Source organism: Kribbella sp. NPDC023972 (assembly GCF_040639075.1).
Classification (GTDB): Bacteria; Actinomycetota; Actinomycetes; order Propionibacteriales; family Kribbellaceae; genus Kribbella.
Window position 1 is genome coordinate 523,046 of the sequence record NZ_JBEZZH010000006.1, and the last position, 13,276, is coordinate 536,321.

The 13,276-nt window shown below is 66.8% G+C and carries 13 protein-coding genes; 8 read left to right on the top strand and 5 right to left on the bottom strand.

Going from position 1 to position 13,276, the window contains the following annotated elements; translation table 11 throughout:
• Positions 1 to 42: 42 nt before the first annotated feature.
• Complete coding sequence (locus AB0F43_RS25940) at positions 43 to 906, bottom strand: LysR family transcriptional regulator (RefSeq protein ID WP_360481883.1); 864 nt, start codon at positions 904 to 906, stop codon at positions 43 to 45.
• A 32-nt stretch (positions 907 to 938) separates the two neighbouring features.
• Here AB0F43_RS25940 and AB0F43_RS25945 point away from each other — a divergent pair, with 32 nt between their 5' ends.
• Positions 939 to 1,460, top strand: coding sequence for a hypothetical protein (locus AB0F43_RS25945; RefSeq protein ID WP_360481885.1), 522 nt, complete (start codon positions 939 to 941; stop codon positions 1,458 to 1,460).
• A 288-nt stretch (positions 1,461 to 1,748) separates the two neighbouring features.
• On the top strand, positions 1,749 to 3,479 hold the full coding sequence (locus AB0F43_RS25950) for a sialidase family protein (RefSeq protein ID WP_360481888.1): 1,731 nt from the start codon (positions 1,749 to 1,751) through the stop codon (positions 3,477 to 3,479).
• An 89-nt stretch (positions 3,480 to 3,568) separates the two neighbouring features.
• Here AB0F43_RS25950 and AB0F43_RS25955 read toward each other — a convergent pair whose 3' ends face one another.
• The gene (locus AB0F43_RS25955; protein ID WP_360481891.1) at positions 3,569 to 3,775 is read right to left on the bottom strand and encodes a hypothetical protein; all 207 of its coding nucleotides are present in this window, start codon (positions 3,773 to 3,775) and stop codon (positions 3,569 to 3,571) included.
• 172 nt (positions 3,776 to 3,947) lie between these two features.
• Here AB0F43_RS25955 and AB0F43_RS25960 point away from each other — a divergent pair, with 172 nt between their 5' ends.
• Positions 3,948 to 4,154 carry a hypothetical protein gene (locus AB0F43_RS25960; protein ID WP_360481894.1) on the top strand — a complete coding sequence of 69 codons (207 nt, stop codon included), beginning with the start codon at positions 3,948 to 3,950 and terminating at the stop codon, positions 4,152 to 4,154.
• Here the strand turns inward: AB0F43_RS25960 and AB0F43_RS25965 are convergent.
• Positions 4,123 to 4,887 (bottom strand): inositol monophosphatase, encoded by a 765-nt coding sequence (locus AB0F43_RS25965; protein WP_360481897.1) that lies wholly within the window; start codon positions 4,885 to 4,887, stop codon positions 4,123 to 4,125. The genes AB0F43_RS25960 and AB0F43_RS25965 overlap by 32 nt on opposite strands.
• 278 nt (positions 4,888 to 5,165) lie before the next feature.
• On the bottom strand, positions 5,166 to 6,056 hold the full coding sequence (locus AB0F43_RS25970; RefSeq protein ID WP_360481900.1) for an aminoglycoside phosphotransferase family protein: 891 nt from the start codon (positions 6,054 to 6,056) through the stop codon (positions 5,166 to 5,168).
• Positions 6,057 to 6,936: 880 nt separating this feature from the next.
• On the opposite strand from AB0F43_RS25970, the gene AB0F43_RS25975 reads away from it, so the two are divergent.
• Complete coding sequence (locus AB0F43_RS25975; RefSeq protein WP_360481903.1) at positions 6,937 to 7,470, top strand: flavoprotein; 534 nt, start codon at positions 6,937 to 6,939, stop codon at positions 7,468 to 7,470.
• Positions 7,471 to 7,573: 103 nt separating this feature from the next.
• On the opposite strand, the gene AB0F43_RS25980 is transcribed toward AB0F43_RS25975, so the two are convergent.
• Entirely contained in the window at positions 7,574 to 8,881 is a 1,308-nt protein-coding gene (locus AB0F43_RS25980; RefSeq protein ID WP_360481906.1) for an acyl-CoA dehydrogenase family protein, read from the bottom strand.
• A gap of 97 nt (positions 8,882 to 8,978) precedes the next feature.
• Here AB0F43_RS25980 and AB0F43_RS25985 point away from each other — a divergent pair, with 97 nt between their 5' ends.
• From AB0F43_RS25985 to AB0F43_RS26000, 4 genes are read left to right on the top strand one after another with little or no spacing between them, the layout of a single operon-like run.
• Positions 8,979 to 9,758: a TetR/AcrR family transcriptional regulator gene (locus AB0F43_RS25985; protein WP_360481909.1), complete on the top strand. Its 780-nt coding sequence runs from the start codon at positions 8,979 to 8,981 to the stop codon at positions 9,756 to 9,758.
• Complete coding sequence (locus tag AB0F43_RS25990; RefSeq protein WP_360481911.1) at positions 9,755 to 11,032, top strand: acetyl-CoA C-acetyltransferase; 1,278 nt, start codon at positions 9,755 to 9,757, stop codon at positions 11,030 to 11,032. Before AB0F43_RS25985 ends, AB0F43_RS25990 begins: the two co-directional genes overlap by 4 nt.
• Positions 11,033 to 11,044: 12 nt before the next feature.
• The gene (locus AB0F43_RS25995) at positions 11,045 to 12,391 is read left to right on the top strand and encodes a 3-oxoacyl-ACP reductase (protein WP_360481914.1); all 1,347 of its coding nucleotides are present in this window, start codon (positions 11,045 to 11,047) and stop codon (positions 12,389 to 12,391) included.
• Position 12,392: 1 nt separating this feature from the next.
• Positions 12,393 to 13,250 carry a MaoC/PaaZ C-terminal domain-containing protein gene (locus AB0F43_RS26000; protein WP_360481917.1) on the top strand — a complete coding sequence of 286 codons (858 nt, stop codon included), beginning with the start codon at positions 12,393 to 12,395 and terminating at the stop codon, positions 13,248 to 13,250.
• Positions 13,251 to 13,276: the final 26 nt, after the last annotated feature.

Here is a 13,276-nt window from a genome sequence, read left to right on the forward strand (position 1 = left end):
GAAGGTGCACGCCTGTTCGCAACCGAGTGGAAGTCAGCGGCGCTATCGGACCGAATGCCGGATGGCTTGGATCAGTGCGGTCGTGGCGGGCGGGTCCGGGGGCTCGCCATACGTGGCAGCGTAGATCTGGCGGCGGAAGCTGGTGAGTTCGGTCGTGTGGACATCGGGGTGGCGGTGGGCTTGGAGTGCAAAGCCGGGGATGGTCGTGACGCCTACGCCGGCGGCGACCAGCGCTTGCACGACGACGATGTCGTCGCTCAGTGAGGCGAAGCGTGGGGTGAAACCATCGTGCCGGCAGACGGTGATCACCTCTTCCCGGCACCGCTCACAACCGCCGATCCAGGCGGAGTGGCGATGGTTCGCAACGCTGTCGTCAGGTCGCTGGGTGACGAGGTAGATCGAGTCGTCGCAGATGTACTCGAGGCGAAATCCCTCTTCCTCGACCGGGGCGTGGGCGTACCGGAAGATCAGTGCGACGTCGATCTCGCCATGCCGCAGCATCTGTAACGCTTCGACCGGGTGACGCTCGATCAGGCTCAGCTCAAGCCCTGGGTGCGCTTGGGCCAACCTGGGCGCCGCCTTCGGCACGATGGTGCTCAGCACCGACGAGTTGGCGGCCAGCCGAACCCGCCCAATCTGTAGCCCCACCTGGGCTGCCAGCTCGTTGGACGCCGCGTCGACCCGGCCGATGATCTCGGCGGCCCGGTTGGCGAGCAGCCGCCCCTCCGGTGTCAACCGGATCCCACGACCGATCCGCTGAACCAGCTTGACGCCAGTGGCCGCTTCCAGGCGCGACAGGTGATGACTCACCGACGGTTGTGAGTAGTGCAGCTCCCTCGCGGCTTCAGTCACGGACTCATGTCGCGCCACCGCGGCCAGAACCTTGAGATGGAGCAGGTTGAACATAGATCAAAGATATCAATGTGATCTTCGAACAATTGGCATTAGACGTCATCTATCTCTCCATCCATGCTGATTTCAGGGCGCCGTTGGAGCCTCTCCGCGCAAGGAGAAACCCACATGTCTGCTTCGCGGTGTACGGCGTACTGAAGAAGAGGGCTGCGACGGGGGCGCTCGAAAGCCTCGCCGTCGAGGCGACGATCATCTTGCCTGTCACGCTGGGCTATTTGGTCTGGCTGGAGTTCGTGGGTCGGGCTACGTTCGGGCACGCCGGCTGGTCGACGACGTTGCTCCTGATCGCCGCCGGCCCGGCCACAGCGGTTCCGCTCCTGTTCTTCGCCGGGGCGGTCAGGCGGATCCCGCTGACCTACCTCGGGTTGTTGCAGTACCTCACGCCGTCGGTGCAGTTCGTCCTCGGCGTGTTCGTGTTCGGCGAGTCGATGCCGCCCGGGCGCCTCGCCGGGTTCGTGCTCATCTGGACCGCCTTGGCGATCTTCACCGGCGAGACCCTCCACCACCTACGCAAACTCCACCGCGAAGCCCTCCGCCTCGCGGGGTGAGTGATCCCCGGTCACAGGTACGTCGCAGCTGTGCCGAGGCAGGTGATTGCCTACTGCAACACTCCGGAGCTCGCACTTTCCACCCCTCATCGCCTACCCCCGCACCGGGCTAACCGAACGCGAGTCCGCGGGCGCCGGCCGAGCAACCAGCGATCTGAACCCTTGCCTGTCGGCGCTTACGCCAGGTCGTCGGCCACATTCATTGCGCTCAGACCTTGTCATCGGCGCCGCCGAGGCGTTCGCTCGGAGGTGACCAACTGCTCGGGGGCTCGGATCTCAGGAGGGGCCATGCGGCGTTCACGCGCCATGGTCCTGGCTGCGGTCGCGTGTCTGGCCCTGACGGGGACAGGGCTCGCATCCGCGCAGCCGGGCGCAGACACGGAGGTCACCGTCGGCAGTCCGTCGACGCCCTTCTCCCAGAACAAGCAGAACGAGCCAGGTCTTGCGGTCGACGCTCACCAGCCCTCGCTGCTCGCCTCCGGCGCGAACGACAACATCGACCTGGAGGCCTGCGCGGCTGGGGACCCGACGACCTGTCCCTTCACTCCCGGGGTCGGTGTCTCGGGCATCACGTTCTCGACGAACGGCGGTCAGAGCTGGGTCCAGCCGACGTACACGGGCTGGACCGCGCGGCACTGCCTCGGACCGGCGGCCTGCGTGCCGAGGGTAGGACCGATCGGCACGCTGCCGAACTACTTCGAGAACGGGATGGTCTCCAACGGTGATCCCGAGCTGGCGTTCGGGCCGCGTCGCGGTGCGAACGGCACGTTCTCGTGGGCCAACGGTTCGAGGCTGTACTACACCAACATCGCCACCCCGTTCCCGGGCAACCCTGGTTTCCGCGGCGCCGGGGCGATCGCAATCTCCTTCATGGATGCCACCGGTCCGGGTAACCGGCTCGCGGACGCCCTCGCCGGGGTGAACTCGGCGTGGTCGAACCCGGTCATCGTCTCGAAGCAGAACTCCGCGCTGTTCTCCGACAAGGAACAAGTGTGGGCCGACAACGCGGCCTCCAGCAGATTCTTCGGCAACGTGTACGTGTGTAACGTTGGCTTCCGCGGCGTCGGCGCCGGCGCGCCGGAGCCGGTGCTCTTCGCGGCCTCGAGCGACGCCGGCCAGACCTGGCGCACCAGGCAATTGTCCCCGGCGACCAACAACGCCCAGACCGGCGGCCGGCAAGGCTGCGCGATCCGCACCGACAGTGACGGCACCGTGTACGTCGTCTGGGTCGGCACCGACATCCGCACCCGACAGGGCGTGTTCTTCCAGGCCCGCTCCGAGAACGGCGGCCGGACCTTCGAACGGCCGCGACCGATCACGATCGTGACGAACATCGGGCAGCTCGACCCGGTCCAGGGCCGATTCACCATCGACGGGGTCGCCGGTGCGCGGACCAACACGTTCCCCAGCATCGACATCGCCAACGGCGCGCCGACCGGAGCGACCGCGACGGACGAGATCGTCGTCACCTGGTCCGATGACTCGGCAGGCACGAACAACGAGCGGGCGTACGTCATCCACTCGACCAACGGCGGCGCCAGCTACACCGGCCGCACGGTGGCCAGCGAGGGCGCCGACCGGGCCAACCAGCCGGCGATCGCGATCTCGCCCGACGGTGCGGACGTGTACCTGACGTACAACGCGTTCCTTGCGCCATGGCAGACGACTACCGCGGCGCCGCGGCCGATGCTCGGCGTCGTACGACACGCGAACTCCTCGACCGGCCCGTTCACAACGCTGCATCGCGGTGCGATCGGTGATGCCCGTGCGTCCAGCGCGAACGGACTGACCAGTGAATTCCTGGGCGACTACAACTACGCGGTCGCGACCGATGCGGCCGGTGTGGCGGTCTGGAATGACACCCGCGAGGCGGCGGTCTGCCCGGCGATCAATGCCTACCGGCAGTCTCTCGTCGTCGGTACACCGATCCCGGTGCCGGCACCGGGCACCGACTGCCCACCCACCTTCGGCAACACCGACATCTGGGGAATCGCGGTAGCAGACCCAACCGCTGACTGACCTGCGTCGGTTCTCCGGGGCGCCCGCACGGCGTCCCGGAGGACCACCTGCAGGCCTTCCACAGCGCAGACCATGGAGACCGCCGCGGTTCAGCGGGCGGCTGGGAGCCGACGTTCGCGCGACGGCAGGCGTCGCGTCGGCTTGTACAGCGCGAGTGCAGCCGGATACACCGCCTGCGGATCGGAGCCGCTCGCTCCGGAGATCCCGAGAACGAGCAGCACCAGGTCCGTGCCGAACAAACCGACTGCCGCCAGGACGTGCACGAAGAGCAGCAGCTTGCGCCACGGCCGAGTCAACCTGGATCCATCTCCCGTTTGTCAATGAGGTAGCAGATCCGAGCGCGACTACGAGACGAGAGTTGGCTTGCCGCGCGGTGGGACCTGTCCGGCAGACTCCCGAATGCCATGCCTGCGGTAAACCGCAGCCAGTGGTCCAGGTGCCCACCAGCTCCACCGCCCGAGCAGCCGCATGGTCGCGGGCACCAAGAGCATCCTCACCAAGGTCGCATCCACGACGATCGCGGTGATCATGCCGATTCCGATCATCTTCGCGAACATGATCTGGCCGGTCGCTTTGCCAGGGCCGTTGCGGTACCAGGTGAGCTTCGCGCGGTCGATCGTCGGCGTACGCTTGATCCCGGCGTTCAGGGGCGCGCGGGATATTGAAGCGCGGTGAGCAACTGACTGTGCAGGTTGGCGTTCGAGTACAGGCCACCGCCTTGATCACCCGCGCGTCCTCCGGTTCGATCGGTGAAACGGCCGCCCGCTTCCTCGACGAGAAGAATCCATGGCGCGTGATCCCAGATGTGGTAGCGCTCGACCAAGAAGGCCTCGATTTCGCCACGAACAAGCTCGACGAGCGGGAGCGGGCTTGCCGGTGGGCGGGCCGCACTCGGCGGCAGACGGGCTCTGGACGCGTCGTCCAGAGCATGGAGCCGAGCATCGGCCAACATCGAAGTGGTGCTGACTTCAAGGCGCTTCGATTCGGACTCCTCGCGTGGCCAGGACGACTCGAAAGCACCGCCGCCTCGGGTCGCCCACCAGCAGCGTCGCAGCGCAGGAGCGGTGACGACCGCGAGCTCAGTGCTCCCGGCAACCTGCAGCGCAAGGTGAACGCGCCAGTTCGGGTCACGCCGACTGAAGAACGACGTACCGTCAACCGGGTCGATGATCCAGACCCGATCGGACTCACCGAGTCGCCCAAGTTCCTCGCCCAGGAGCGCATCCCCTGGCCTCGCCGCACCCAACGTCTCGCGAAACAATCGCTCGACAGCCCGGTCGGCCTCCGTAACTGGTGTCCCGTCGACCTTCAGCGTCGCCGAAACCCCAGCCTCGAAGTAGTCGAGCGCGAGACCCGCCGCCAGATCCGACATGTCGAACGCAAGCCGCAAGTCCTCAGCACTATCCACGACCGACGACGCTATCAACCGAGGCCCGCGCCCTAAAAATGCCGTTAGACGACAGGGGAAACGTTGCGGCCCCAGCTCAACAGCGATGGACGTGCCCGGCCCCGTCTTCTTGCGCAAAGGCTCTGACAGCTCATGGCGAAGTAGTTGAGCTTGAGTTGCACTCCCCACGCGCACTCCAGCCAGATACTTGGACCCTCGCGCCTACGGCACGATTCGGCCGACTGTCGCGGGCGCACACGCGCCTGATACACCCAAGATCAATCACTGAGGTCCGTGCCCTACTTGTATCGGTGCCAGAGTTGGCTGGCGCCGGATTTTAGGGTCGCTAGGCGGTGGGCGTGGACTTTGGCGATTTCCGGGCGGTTGCGGAGGTCGGTGATGACGCTGGTGACTAGGACTAGTTCTCGGATTCGGCGGAGGGTCGGCCAGGAGGGGAGGGTGGTGACGTCTAGGCGGTAGGCAGTGGCTAGGGCTTCGTGGTCTTGGATTGCGCCGAAGCGGAGGGCGCTGACCGCGGCGACGACAAGGTCGTAGGCGAGGGGGCCGACGCTGGTGCCGTCGAGGTCGCAGAGGACGAAGCGGCCGGTGGGTTCTCGGAGAAGGTTGCCGATGTAGGCGTCTCCGTGAAGTAGGCCCATCTGGAGGTCGGGGACCAGTGCGCGGTAAGCGGATTCGGTCTCGGACCATTGGTGCGTGAGCCAGGCGTGGTCGTCGGCGGATAGCCCGTCGGCCATCGCTAGTCTGCTGCGGGCGCTGCTGAACGGGTCCCACTGTTTGAGGCCGCGCATGGGGGTGAGTTTGTGCCAGCCGAGAAGTGGGGACGCGAGCTCGGCGCCGGTCCAGGCTGGATCGCCGCCCTCGAGTAGCTCCCAGACTGTTGCCGAGTAGTTCTCGAAGAGGACGGGTTGCGTCAGGCCGGGGGCGAGCCTGACCGCGGGTACGTCGTTGTCTTGCAGCCAGGTGGCTACCCGCGCGACGTGGTCGGCCCGTTGACTGGCCAGGTCGCCGGCGCCGAACCTCACTACGACGCCCTGACTTGGTAGGCGGTACACGGCATTGTTTGTGTACTTGATGAGTTCTGCTTCATCCGAGAGGAGCCCGGCCTCTTGGCAGATGCCCTTCAGAGCGTGCTTCAACCGTTTGTCGAGCTCGGCGGTCAGGTTGGTCATGCGGTCAGTACCTTCGGCGCAGTTGTGCGGACGGACTCAAAATGGTGCATCAGGTCCACAACGTCGGAGCGGTCGCGCATGTTAATGGACGATGGCCGCAGCCGACGACAGCATCAAGGTCCTCGAGTCAGAGCCGAGCCGCGCCACAGCAAAGCCTCAGCTCGCGACAGGCACCAGCCTCGGCGGCTAATTTGCTTCAGACATCGCGCACCTTCCGCCACCCGGTGCCCGGTGCCCGGTGCTTGGGGAACTTGCCATTCTTGTTCAATGTCATTCGCGTCCGACCGCAGCATGGACAGGTCCTCCCACTGCGCGGCCGTCTGCACGTCCATCGGAACTCGCTCTGCAGGGTGTACCGCGCGGTTCCCGATGCCTTGCACTCCCGCTGAGCCCCATGGCGGATCAGGCCTTGAGGTGTCTCGGTGTAGTGCTTTGGCAGGGTGTTGTCCTTGTTCACCGTCACCCGTAAGCAGCACACATCGCAATGCACCCAACCCACGTCTACCCCCAAGGGCGCTACCATCCGCAAAGATATGACTACGTACAGATTACAGTTTCCCACAGCGAGGGTGTGCGCCGAGTTGCCGGGATCACCCCTGGCCGGCGGCGTGGAATACGTCGCGAATGTTGATCCCTCGGTCATGGCTACACTGCCCCCCGAGCGCAGAGCGAACTATCTGCTCGATCTAACCGCTTCGTACACCTACACGGGCCGATATCGAGAGGCCGTGCGGTCTTTGACGGAGGCCGAGCGGCTGGCCCCACAAGAGGTCCGATGCCGGCCCCTGGCCCATGGCCTCCTCCGAGCGCGTCTGAACAGCACCACTGGATCGCTCAGCCAGACAGTCCAGAGCATGGCAACACGGGCAGGACTTTCAGCATGACGAACGGACGCGTACTCCACTTGTTCGTCTGCGGCGCGGGGCCCGCCAAGCGAGTTCACGACCTGATCGGCCTTGCCCACGACGACGGATGGGACGTCTACTGCGCTGCAACTGGGAGCGCGGTCGAACACTTCATTGACGTCGAATCCCTTGCGAGGCTCACGGGTCATCCTGTGCGGACGACGTACCGCAGCGCGGGAACTGCGTCTACACCACAGGCTGATGCTGTGATCGTCGCCCCCGCGACCTACAACACGATCAACAAATGGGCCGCGGGGATTGCGGACAACTACGTACTGACACAACTGGCCGAGCTCACAGGGCTGGGCGTGCGGGTCGTCGTACTCCCGTTCGTCAACCAGGCACTGGCCCGCAACCTTTCCTTCATCCGGAGCGTCGCGGCGCTGCGTGAGGCAGGTGTTCGGGTTCTTTTCGGGCCCGGCGAATTCGAGCCGCACGCGCCGCGCACCGGTGATGCCGCGCTGGAGCGCTACCCCTGGGCGCTCGCGCTCAAGTCCACACACGACTGAGTCCGGCGCGACCTCCCACCGTACACTGCCCTGCTGCCTCCGGGAGCTGGACGGCGGCCGTGCCCAACCGGCCCTGAAATCAACCTGCGACCTGCAGAAATAGCTACCTGATGCGCATTCCCGAGATCGCGCGGGCGATCACCAACCTTTGAATCTCGGAGGTGCCTTCGAAGATGGTGTAGATCTTGGCGTCTCGGTGCATGCGTTCTACTGGGTATTCGCGGGTGTAGCCGTTGCCGCCGAGGATTTGGATGGCTTCTTCGGTGACGCGGACGGCTACCTCGCCGGCTTTGAGTTTGGCCATGGAGCCTTCGCCGTGGCGGTAGTCGGGGGTTTCGCCGCGCATCAGGGCCGCGGACATGTTGGCCGCGCGCCATACGAGGAGCCGGGCGGCGTCGATCTCCATGGCCATGTCGGCGAGTTTGAAGGCGATGCCCTGGTTGTCGATGATCGGGCGGCCGAACTGTTCGCGGGTCTTGGCGTAGTCGAGTGCGACTTCGTAGGCGGCGCGGGCGATGCCGATCGCCTGGGCGCCGACGATGTGGCGGGTCATTTCGAAGGTGGCCATCGAGGCGTTCCGGTTCCGGCTCTCCCCCGAGCGGGCGTTGGCCAGCCGCGCGTCGAGTTTCTCCTTGCCGCCGAGGACGTTCTCAGCCGGGATCCGGACGTTGTCGAAGAAGACGTCGGCGGTGTGCGACGCGCGGAGGCCGTGCTTGCGCAGCTTGGTTCCTGGCTGCAGTCCGCGGACCTCGGACTTCGGTACGACGAACGCCGCCTGCCCTTTCGTCCCCAGCGACGGGTCGACGGTCGCGATCACGACGTGGATGTCCGCGATCCCGCCGTTCGTCGCCCAGGCCTTCTGCCCGTTGATCACCCATTCGCGGGTCTTCTCGTCGTACGTCGCTCGCGTACGGATCGCGGACACGTCAGAACCAGCGCCAGGCTCGGACGAGCAGAACGCGGCGACCTTGACGTCGTCAGGCGTGCCGTAGCACCGGGGCATCCACTGGCTCCACTGCTCGGGGGTGCCGTTGGAGAAGATCGCGGACGATGCCAGGCCGGTGCCCTTGAGGGACATCGCGATGCCGGCGTCACCCCAGAACAGTTCCTCATGGACCAGCGGCATCAGCAGACCGGACGGGTCGATGAACAGGTTGACGTTGGCGTCCAGGCCGTAGAGGCCGATCTTGGCGGCCTCCTGGATCACCGGCCAGGGCGTCTCCTCGCGTTCGTCCCACTCGGAGGCGGCCGGGCGGATCACGTCGGCGGCGAAGGTGTGGGCCCAGTCCCGGATCTCCTGCTGCTCGGTGTTCAGGGCGAGCGAGAAGGTGCTCCAGCCCGGCTTGGACCGCTCGGCGCCGAGCTCTCCGGCAAGCGACATCACATCCGCGGATACGACAGGGTCGGTCATCAACATCCTCCGGCGAACACAACAGGGGACCACGATGTTACCCACGAGTGTAACCGCCGTTTGCACCAGGGGGTACCAGTGTGGCTAAGATCGATCCATGAGCTCCGCGCTGCTCGCGATCGGACGCCGCCGCACCACGGCGGAGCGTCGCCGCGACCGGGAGCGGGACATCATCCGGGCCACTCGCGAGCTGTTCGACGAGCGCGGCACCATCGACGCCCAGATCGACGATATCGCCAAACGGGTCGGGATCAACAAGGCACTGATCTACCGTCACTTCGCCGGCAAGGAGGAGCTGTTCGCGCTCACCCTGGTCGACTACCTCGGCGAGCTCGACGAGCGGCTGTCGGCCACCGACAACCCGCGTCGGGCGCCTCTCAACCGGCTCCAGTCGTTGAGCGAGGTGTTCGTCGACTTCTGCCTGGAGTACCCGGCCTTCGCCGACTGCGCGATGAGCCTGCTGCGCCGAACCGGCGAGGAACTGTTCGGCGAGATCACCGAGCCGGTGATGACGAAGCTGGGTACGGCGATGGCCTCGGCGCTGGAGCGGATCGCGACCATCCTCGAGGCCGGCCAGCGGTCCGGAGTGTTCGACGAGGTCGACACCGACTACCTGGCCAACCATCTCTACACCCAGACCCTCGGGTCGTTGCACATGGCAAGAGTCGGCTTGATCGTGTCGAGCGGGCAGCCGGGGCATCCGGTCGTGCATCATGCGGATGTCGCCACTGTCCGGGCGACCGCGATCACCGCCACCCTCGCGACCGCGGTAGGCCGCAAGGCTCTGAACACCAAAGCCGTGAACAACAAGCCCCAGCAGAACAAGACCCAGCGCAGGCCCACCACACGCTCGACCAGAGCAGGAGAGACATCGTGACCGAGACCCGCAAGGTGGCCGTTGTCGCCGGCAACAGGATCCCGTTCGCCCGGCAGGACAAGACGTACCGGCACGCCTCCAACTCCGACATGCTCACCGCCGCCCTGAACGGCCTGGTCGACCGGACCGGACTGGGCGGGCAGGAGCTCGGCGAGGTGGTCGCCGGCGCCGTACTCAAGCACGCCCGCGACTGGAACCTGGTCCGCGAGGTCGTCCTCGGCTCCAAGCTCGCGCCGACCACTCCGGCGTACGACATCCAGCAGGCCTGCGGTACCGGGCTGGAAGCCGCGATCCTGGTCGCGAACAAGATCGCGCTCGGCCAGATCGACGCCGGTATCGCGGGCGGCGTGGACACCGCGAGCGACGCGCCGATCGCCGTCAACGACCGGCTCCGCAACATCCTGCTCGACCTCAACCGGGCCAAGACCTTCCAGGATCGTCTCAAGGTACTCGCGCGGGTCCGGCCGAAGGACGTCGTACCGGAGATCCCGCGGAACGCCGAGCCGCGGACCCGCAAGTCGATGGGCGACCACGCGGCCCTGACCGCGCTGGAGTGGGGCATTACCCGCGAGGCGCAGGACGAGCTCGCGTACCGCTCCCACATCAACCTGGCGAAGTCCTACGACCGCGGCTTCCAGAACGACCTGATCACGCCGTACCTCGGCCTGGAGAAGGACCAGAACCTCCGGCCCGACACCACGCTGGAGAAGCTGGCCAAGCTCAAGACCGTCTACGGCAAGGGCGAGACCGCGACGATGACGGCCGGCAACTCGACCCCGCTGACCGATGGCGCGTCCGCCGTACTGCTGGCCACTGACGAATGGGCCGCGGAACACAGCCTGAAGCCGCTCGCCTACCTGACCCACTCACAGACGGCCGCGGTCGATTACGTGAAGGGCGCTGAGGGTCTCCTGATGGCTCCCGCGTACGCCGTGTCGAGGATGCTCCAGCGGGCGGGCCTGACGCTGCAGGACTTCGACTACTACGAGATCCACGAGGCGTTCGCGTCCCAGGTGCTGTCCACGTTGAAGGCGTGGGAGGACCCGATCTTCTGCAAGGAACGGCTCGGCCTGGACGCGCCACTGGGCGAGATCGACCGGGACAAGCTGAACGTGAACGGCAGCTCGCTGGCCGCGGGCCACCCGTTCGCGGCGACCGGCGGGCGGATCGTCGCCGCGCTGGCCAAGCAACTGGACGAGAACGGCGGCGGCCGGGGCCTGATCTCGATCTGCGCCGCGGGCGGCCAGGGTGTCGTCGCCATCCTCGAGAAGTAGGAGAGCTGAGAGATGACGGACCGCTACCAGACCTTCACCCGGACGCCGCTCGGCCAGACCCTGGTGAAGAACCTCGGTCTGCCCGACCCGACTCCGCTGCCGCGCTGGACCGACGGCTCGCCGGTGATCGACGGGCCGGTGGTGTTCGGCGCGATCTCCGAGACCGACACCGGCAAGGCGATCCAGGCCCTGCTGCGGGACATCGGCGCGTCCTTCAGTACGGCGAACGAGGGCATCGCCTCGAGCGAGATCCGGCCGAAGGCGCTGGTCTTCGACGCGACCGGTGCGGCCTCGACCGCGGAGCTGACCAGCCTGCAGCGCTTCTTCTCCCCCGTCATCCGGCAGCTCGCGCCGGCCGGCCGGGTGATCGTGGTCGGCCGTACGCCGGAGCTCGCCCACTCGCCGGAGCAGCAGATCACCCAGCGCGCGCTGGAGGGCTTCACCCGCTCGCTCGGCAAGGAGGTGAAGCGGGGCGCGACGGTCAACCTGGTCTACGTCGCCCCGGACGCGCACGAGCAGCTCGACTCGACACTCCGCTTCTTCCTCTCCCCCAAGTCGGCGTACGTCGACGGCCAGGTCGCGAGGATCGGGACCGGACCGCTGGTCAGCAACGACCCGGATCGCCCGCTGGCCGGGAAGGTCGCGCTGGTGACGGGAGCGGCTCGCGGGATCGGTGCCGCGATCGCCGACACCCTGGCCCGCGACGGCGCGACCGTGATCGGCGTCGACGTACCGCAGAACGCGGATGCTCTGCGCAAGGTGATCTCCCGGATCGGCGGCAGCGAGCTGCTGCTCGACGTGACCGCGGTCGACGCACCGCAACGGATCGCCGCGCATTCCCAGGAGCAGTACGGCGGTCTCGACGTCGTCGTCCACAACGCCGGCATCACCCGGGACAAGCGGCTGGCGAACATGCGCACCGACACGTGGGACGCCGTACTCGATGTGAACCTGCGTGCCCCCGAGCGGATCACCAACCATCTGCTCGAGTCCGGCGCGCTGCGCGACGGCGGCTCGATCATCGGTGTCGCGAGTATCGCCGGCATCGCGGGCAACAACGGCCAGACGAACTACGCCACCTCCAAGGCCGGGGTGATCGGGCTGGTCCAGGCGCTCGCGCCGAAGCTGGCCGAGCGGCAGATCCGGATCAACGCGGTCGCGCCGGGTTTCATCGAGACCGAGATGACCGCGAAGGTCCCGTTCACGATCCGCGAGGTCGGCCGCCGGATCAACTCGCTGCAGCAGGGCGGGCAGCCGATCGACGTGGCCGAGACGATCGCCTGGTTCGCCGACCCGGCTTCGGCCGGTGTGACCGGCAACGTGGTCCGCGTCTGCGGCCAGAGCATGTTGGGCGCGTGACATGCCGACGCGACGGTACGACGACTCACCCGGGTTCGGCGCACTCTACGCCCGGACGGTGAAGGCCACGCTGCGGCGCGCGGACTACGAGCCCGATGCCGACGGGCTCACGCTGGAGCTGCCCAGGTCCGCGATCGATCAGGACCACCTGACGGCGTACCGGGACGTCACCGGCTTCACCGCCGGGCCGGCGCTGCCGGTGACGTACCCGCATGTCCTCGCGTTCCCCCTGCATCTTGACCTGATGTCCGACCCTTCGTTCCCCTACAAGCCGATGGGGATCGTGCACCTGTCGAACACGATCACCCAGCTGCGGCCGATCCCGATCCACGCCGAGCCGGCCATCCGGGTGCACAGTACGGCGGAACGCCCGCACCCGAAGGGCACGATCTTCGACGTGATCAGCGAGGTCAGCCTCGACGGCGAGGTGGTGTGGACCGACCTGACCACGCTGCTGAGCCGCTCCCCCGGGACCGAGCACGCGCCTGTCGACCTGCTGCCGGAGCCATCGGTGGAGCCGACAGCGTGGTGGGACCTGCGCGCCAACCTCGGTCGCCGGTACGCCGCCGCGTCCGGCGACCGGAACCCGATCCACCTGTTCAAGCTGACCGCACAGGCGTTCGGGTTCCCGCGTCAGATCGCGCACGGCATGTGGACCAAGGCCGCGTCGCTCGCCTCGATCCAGCGCGCCGCGAAGCTGCCGGACGCCTTCACGGTCCGCGTCGACTTCCGAAAGCCGGTGCCGCTTCCGTCCCGGGTCCAGTTCGGCTACCAGACCTCGAGCAAGACGACCGACTTCGCCGTGTACGACGAGCGCCGCGAGCTGACCCACCTGATCGGACAGCTGCAGGCACACTGAACCTCCAGGCCATCACAATTCCCCGC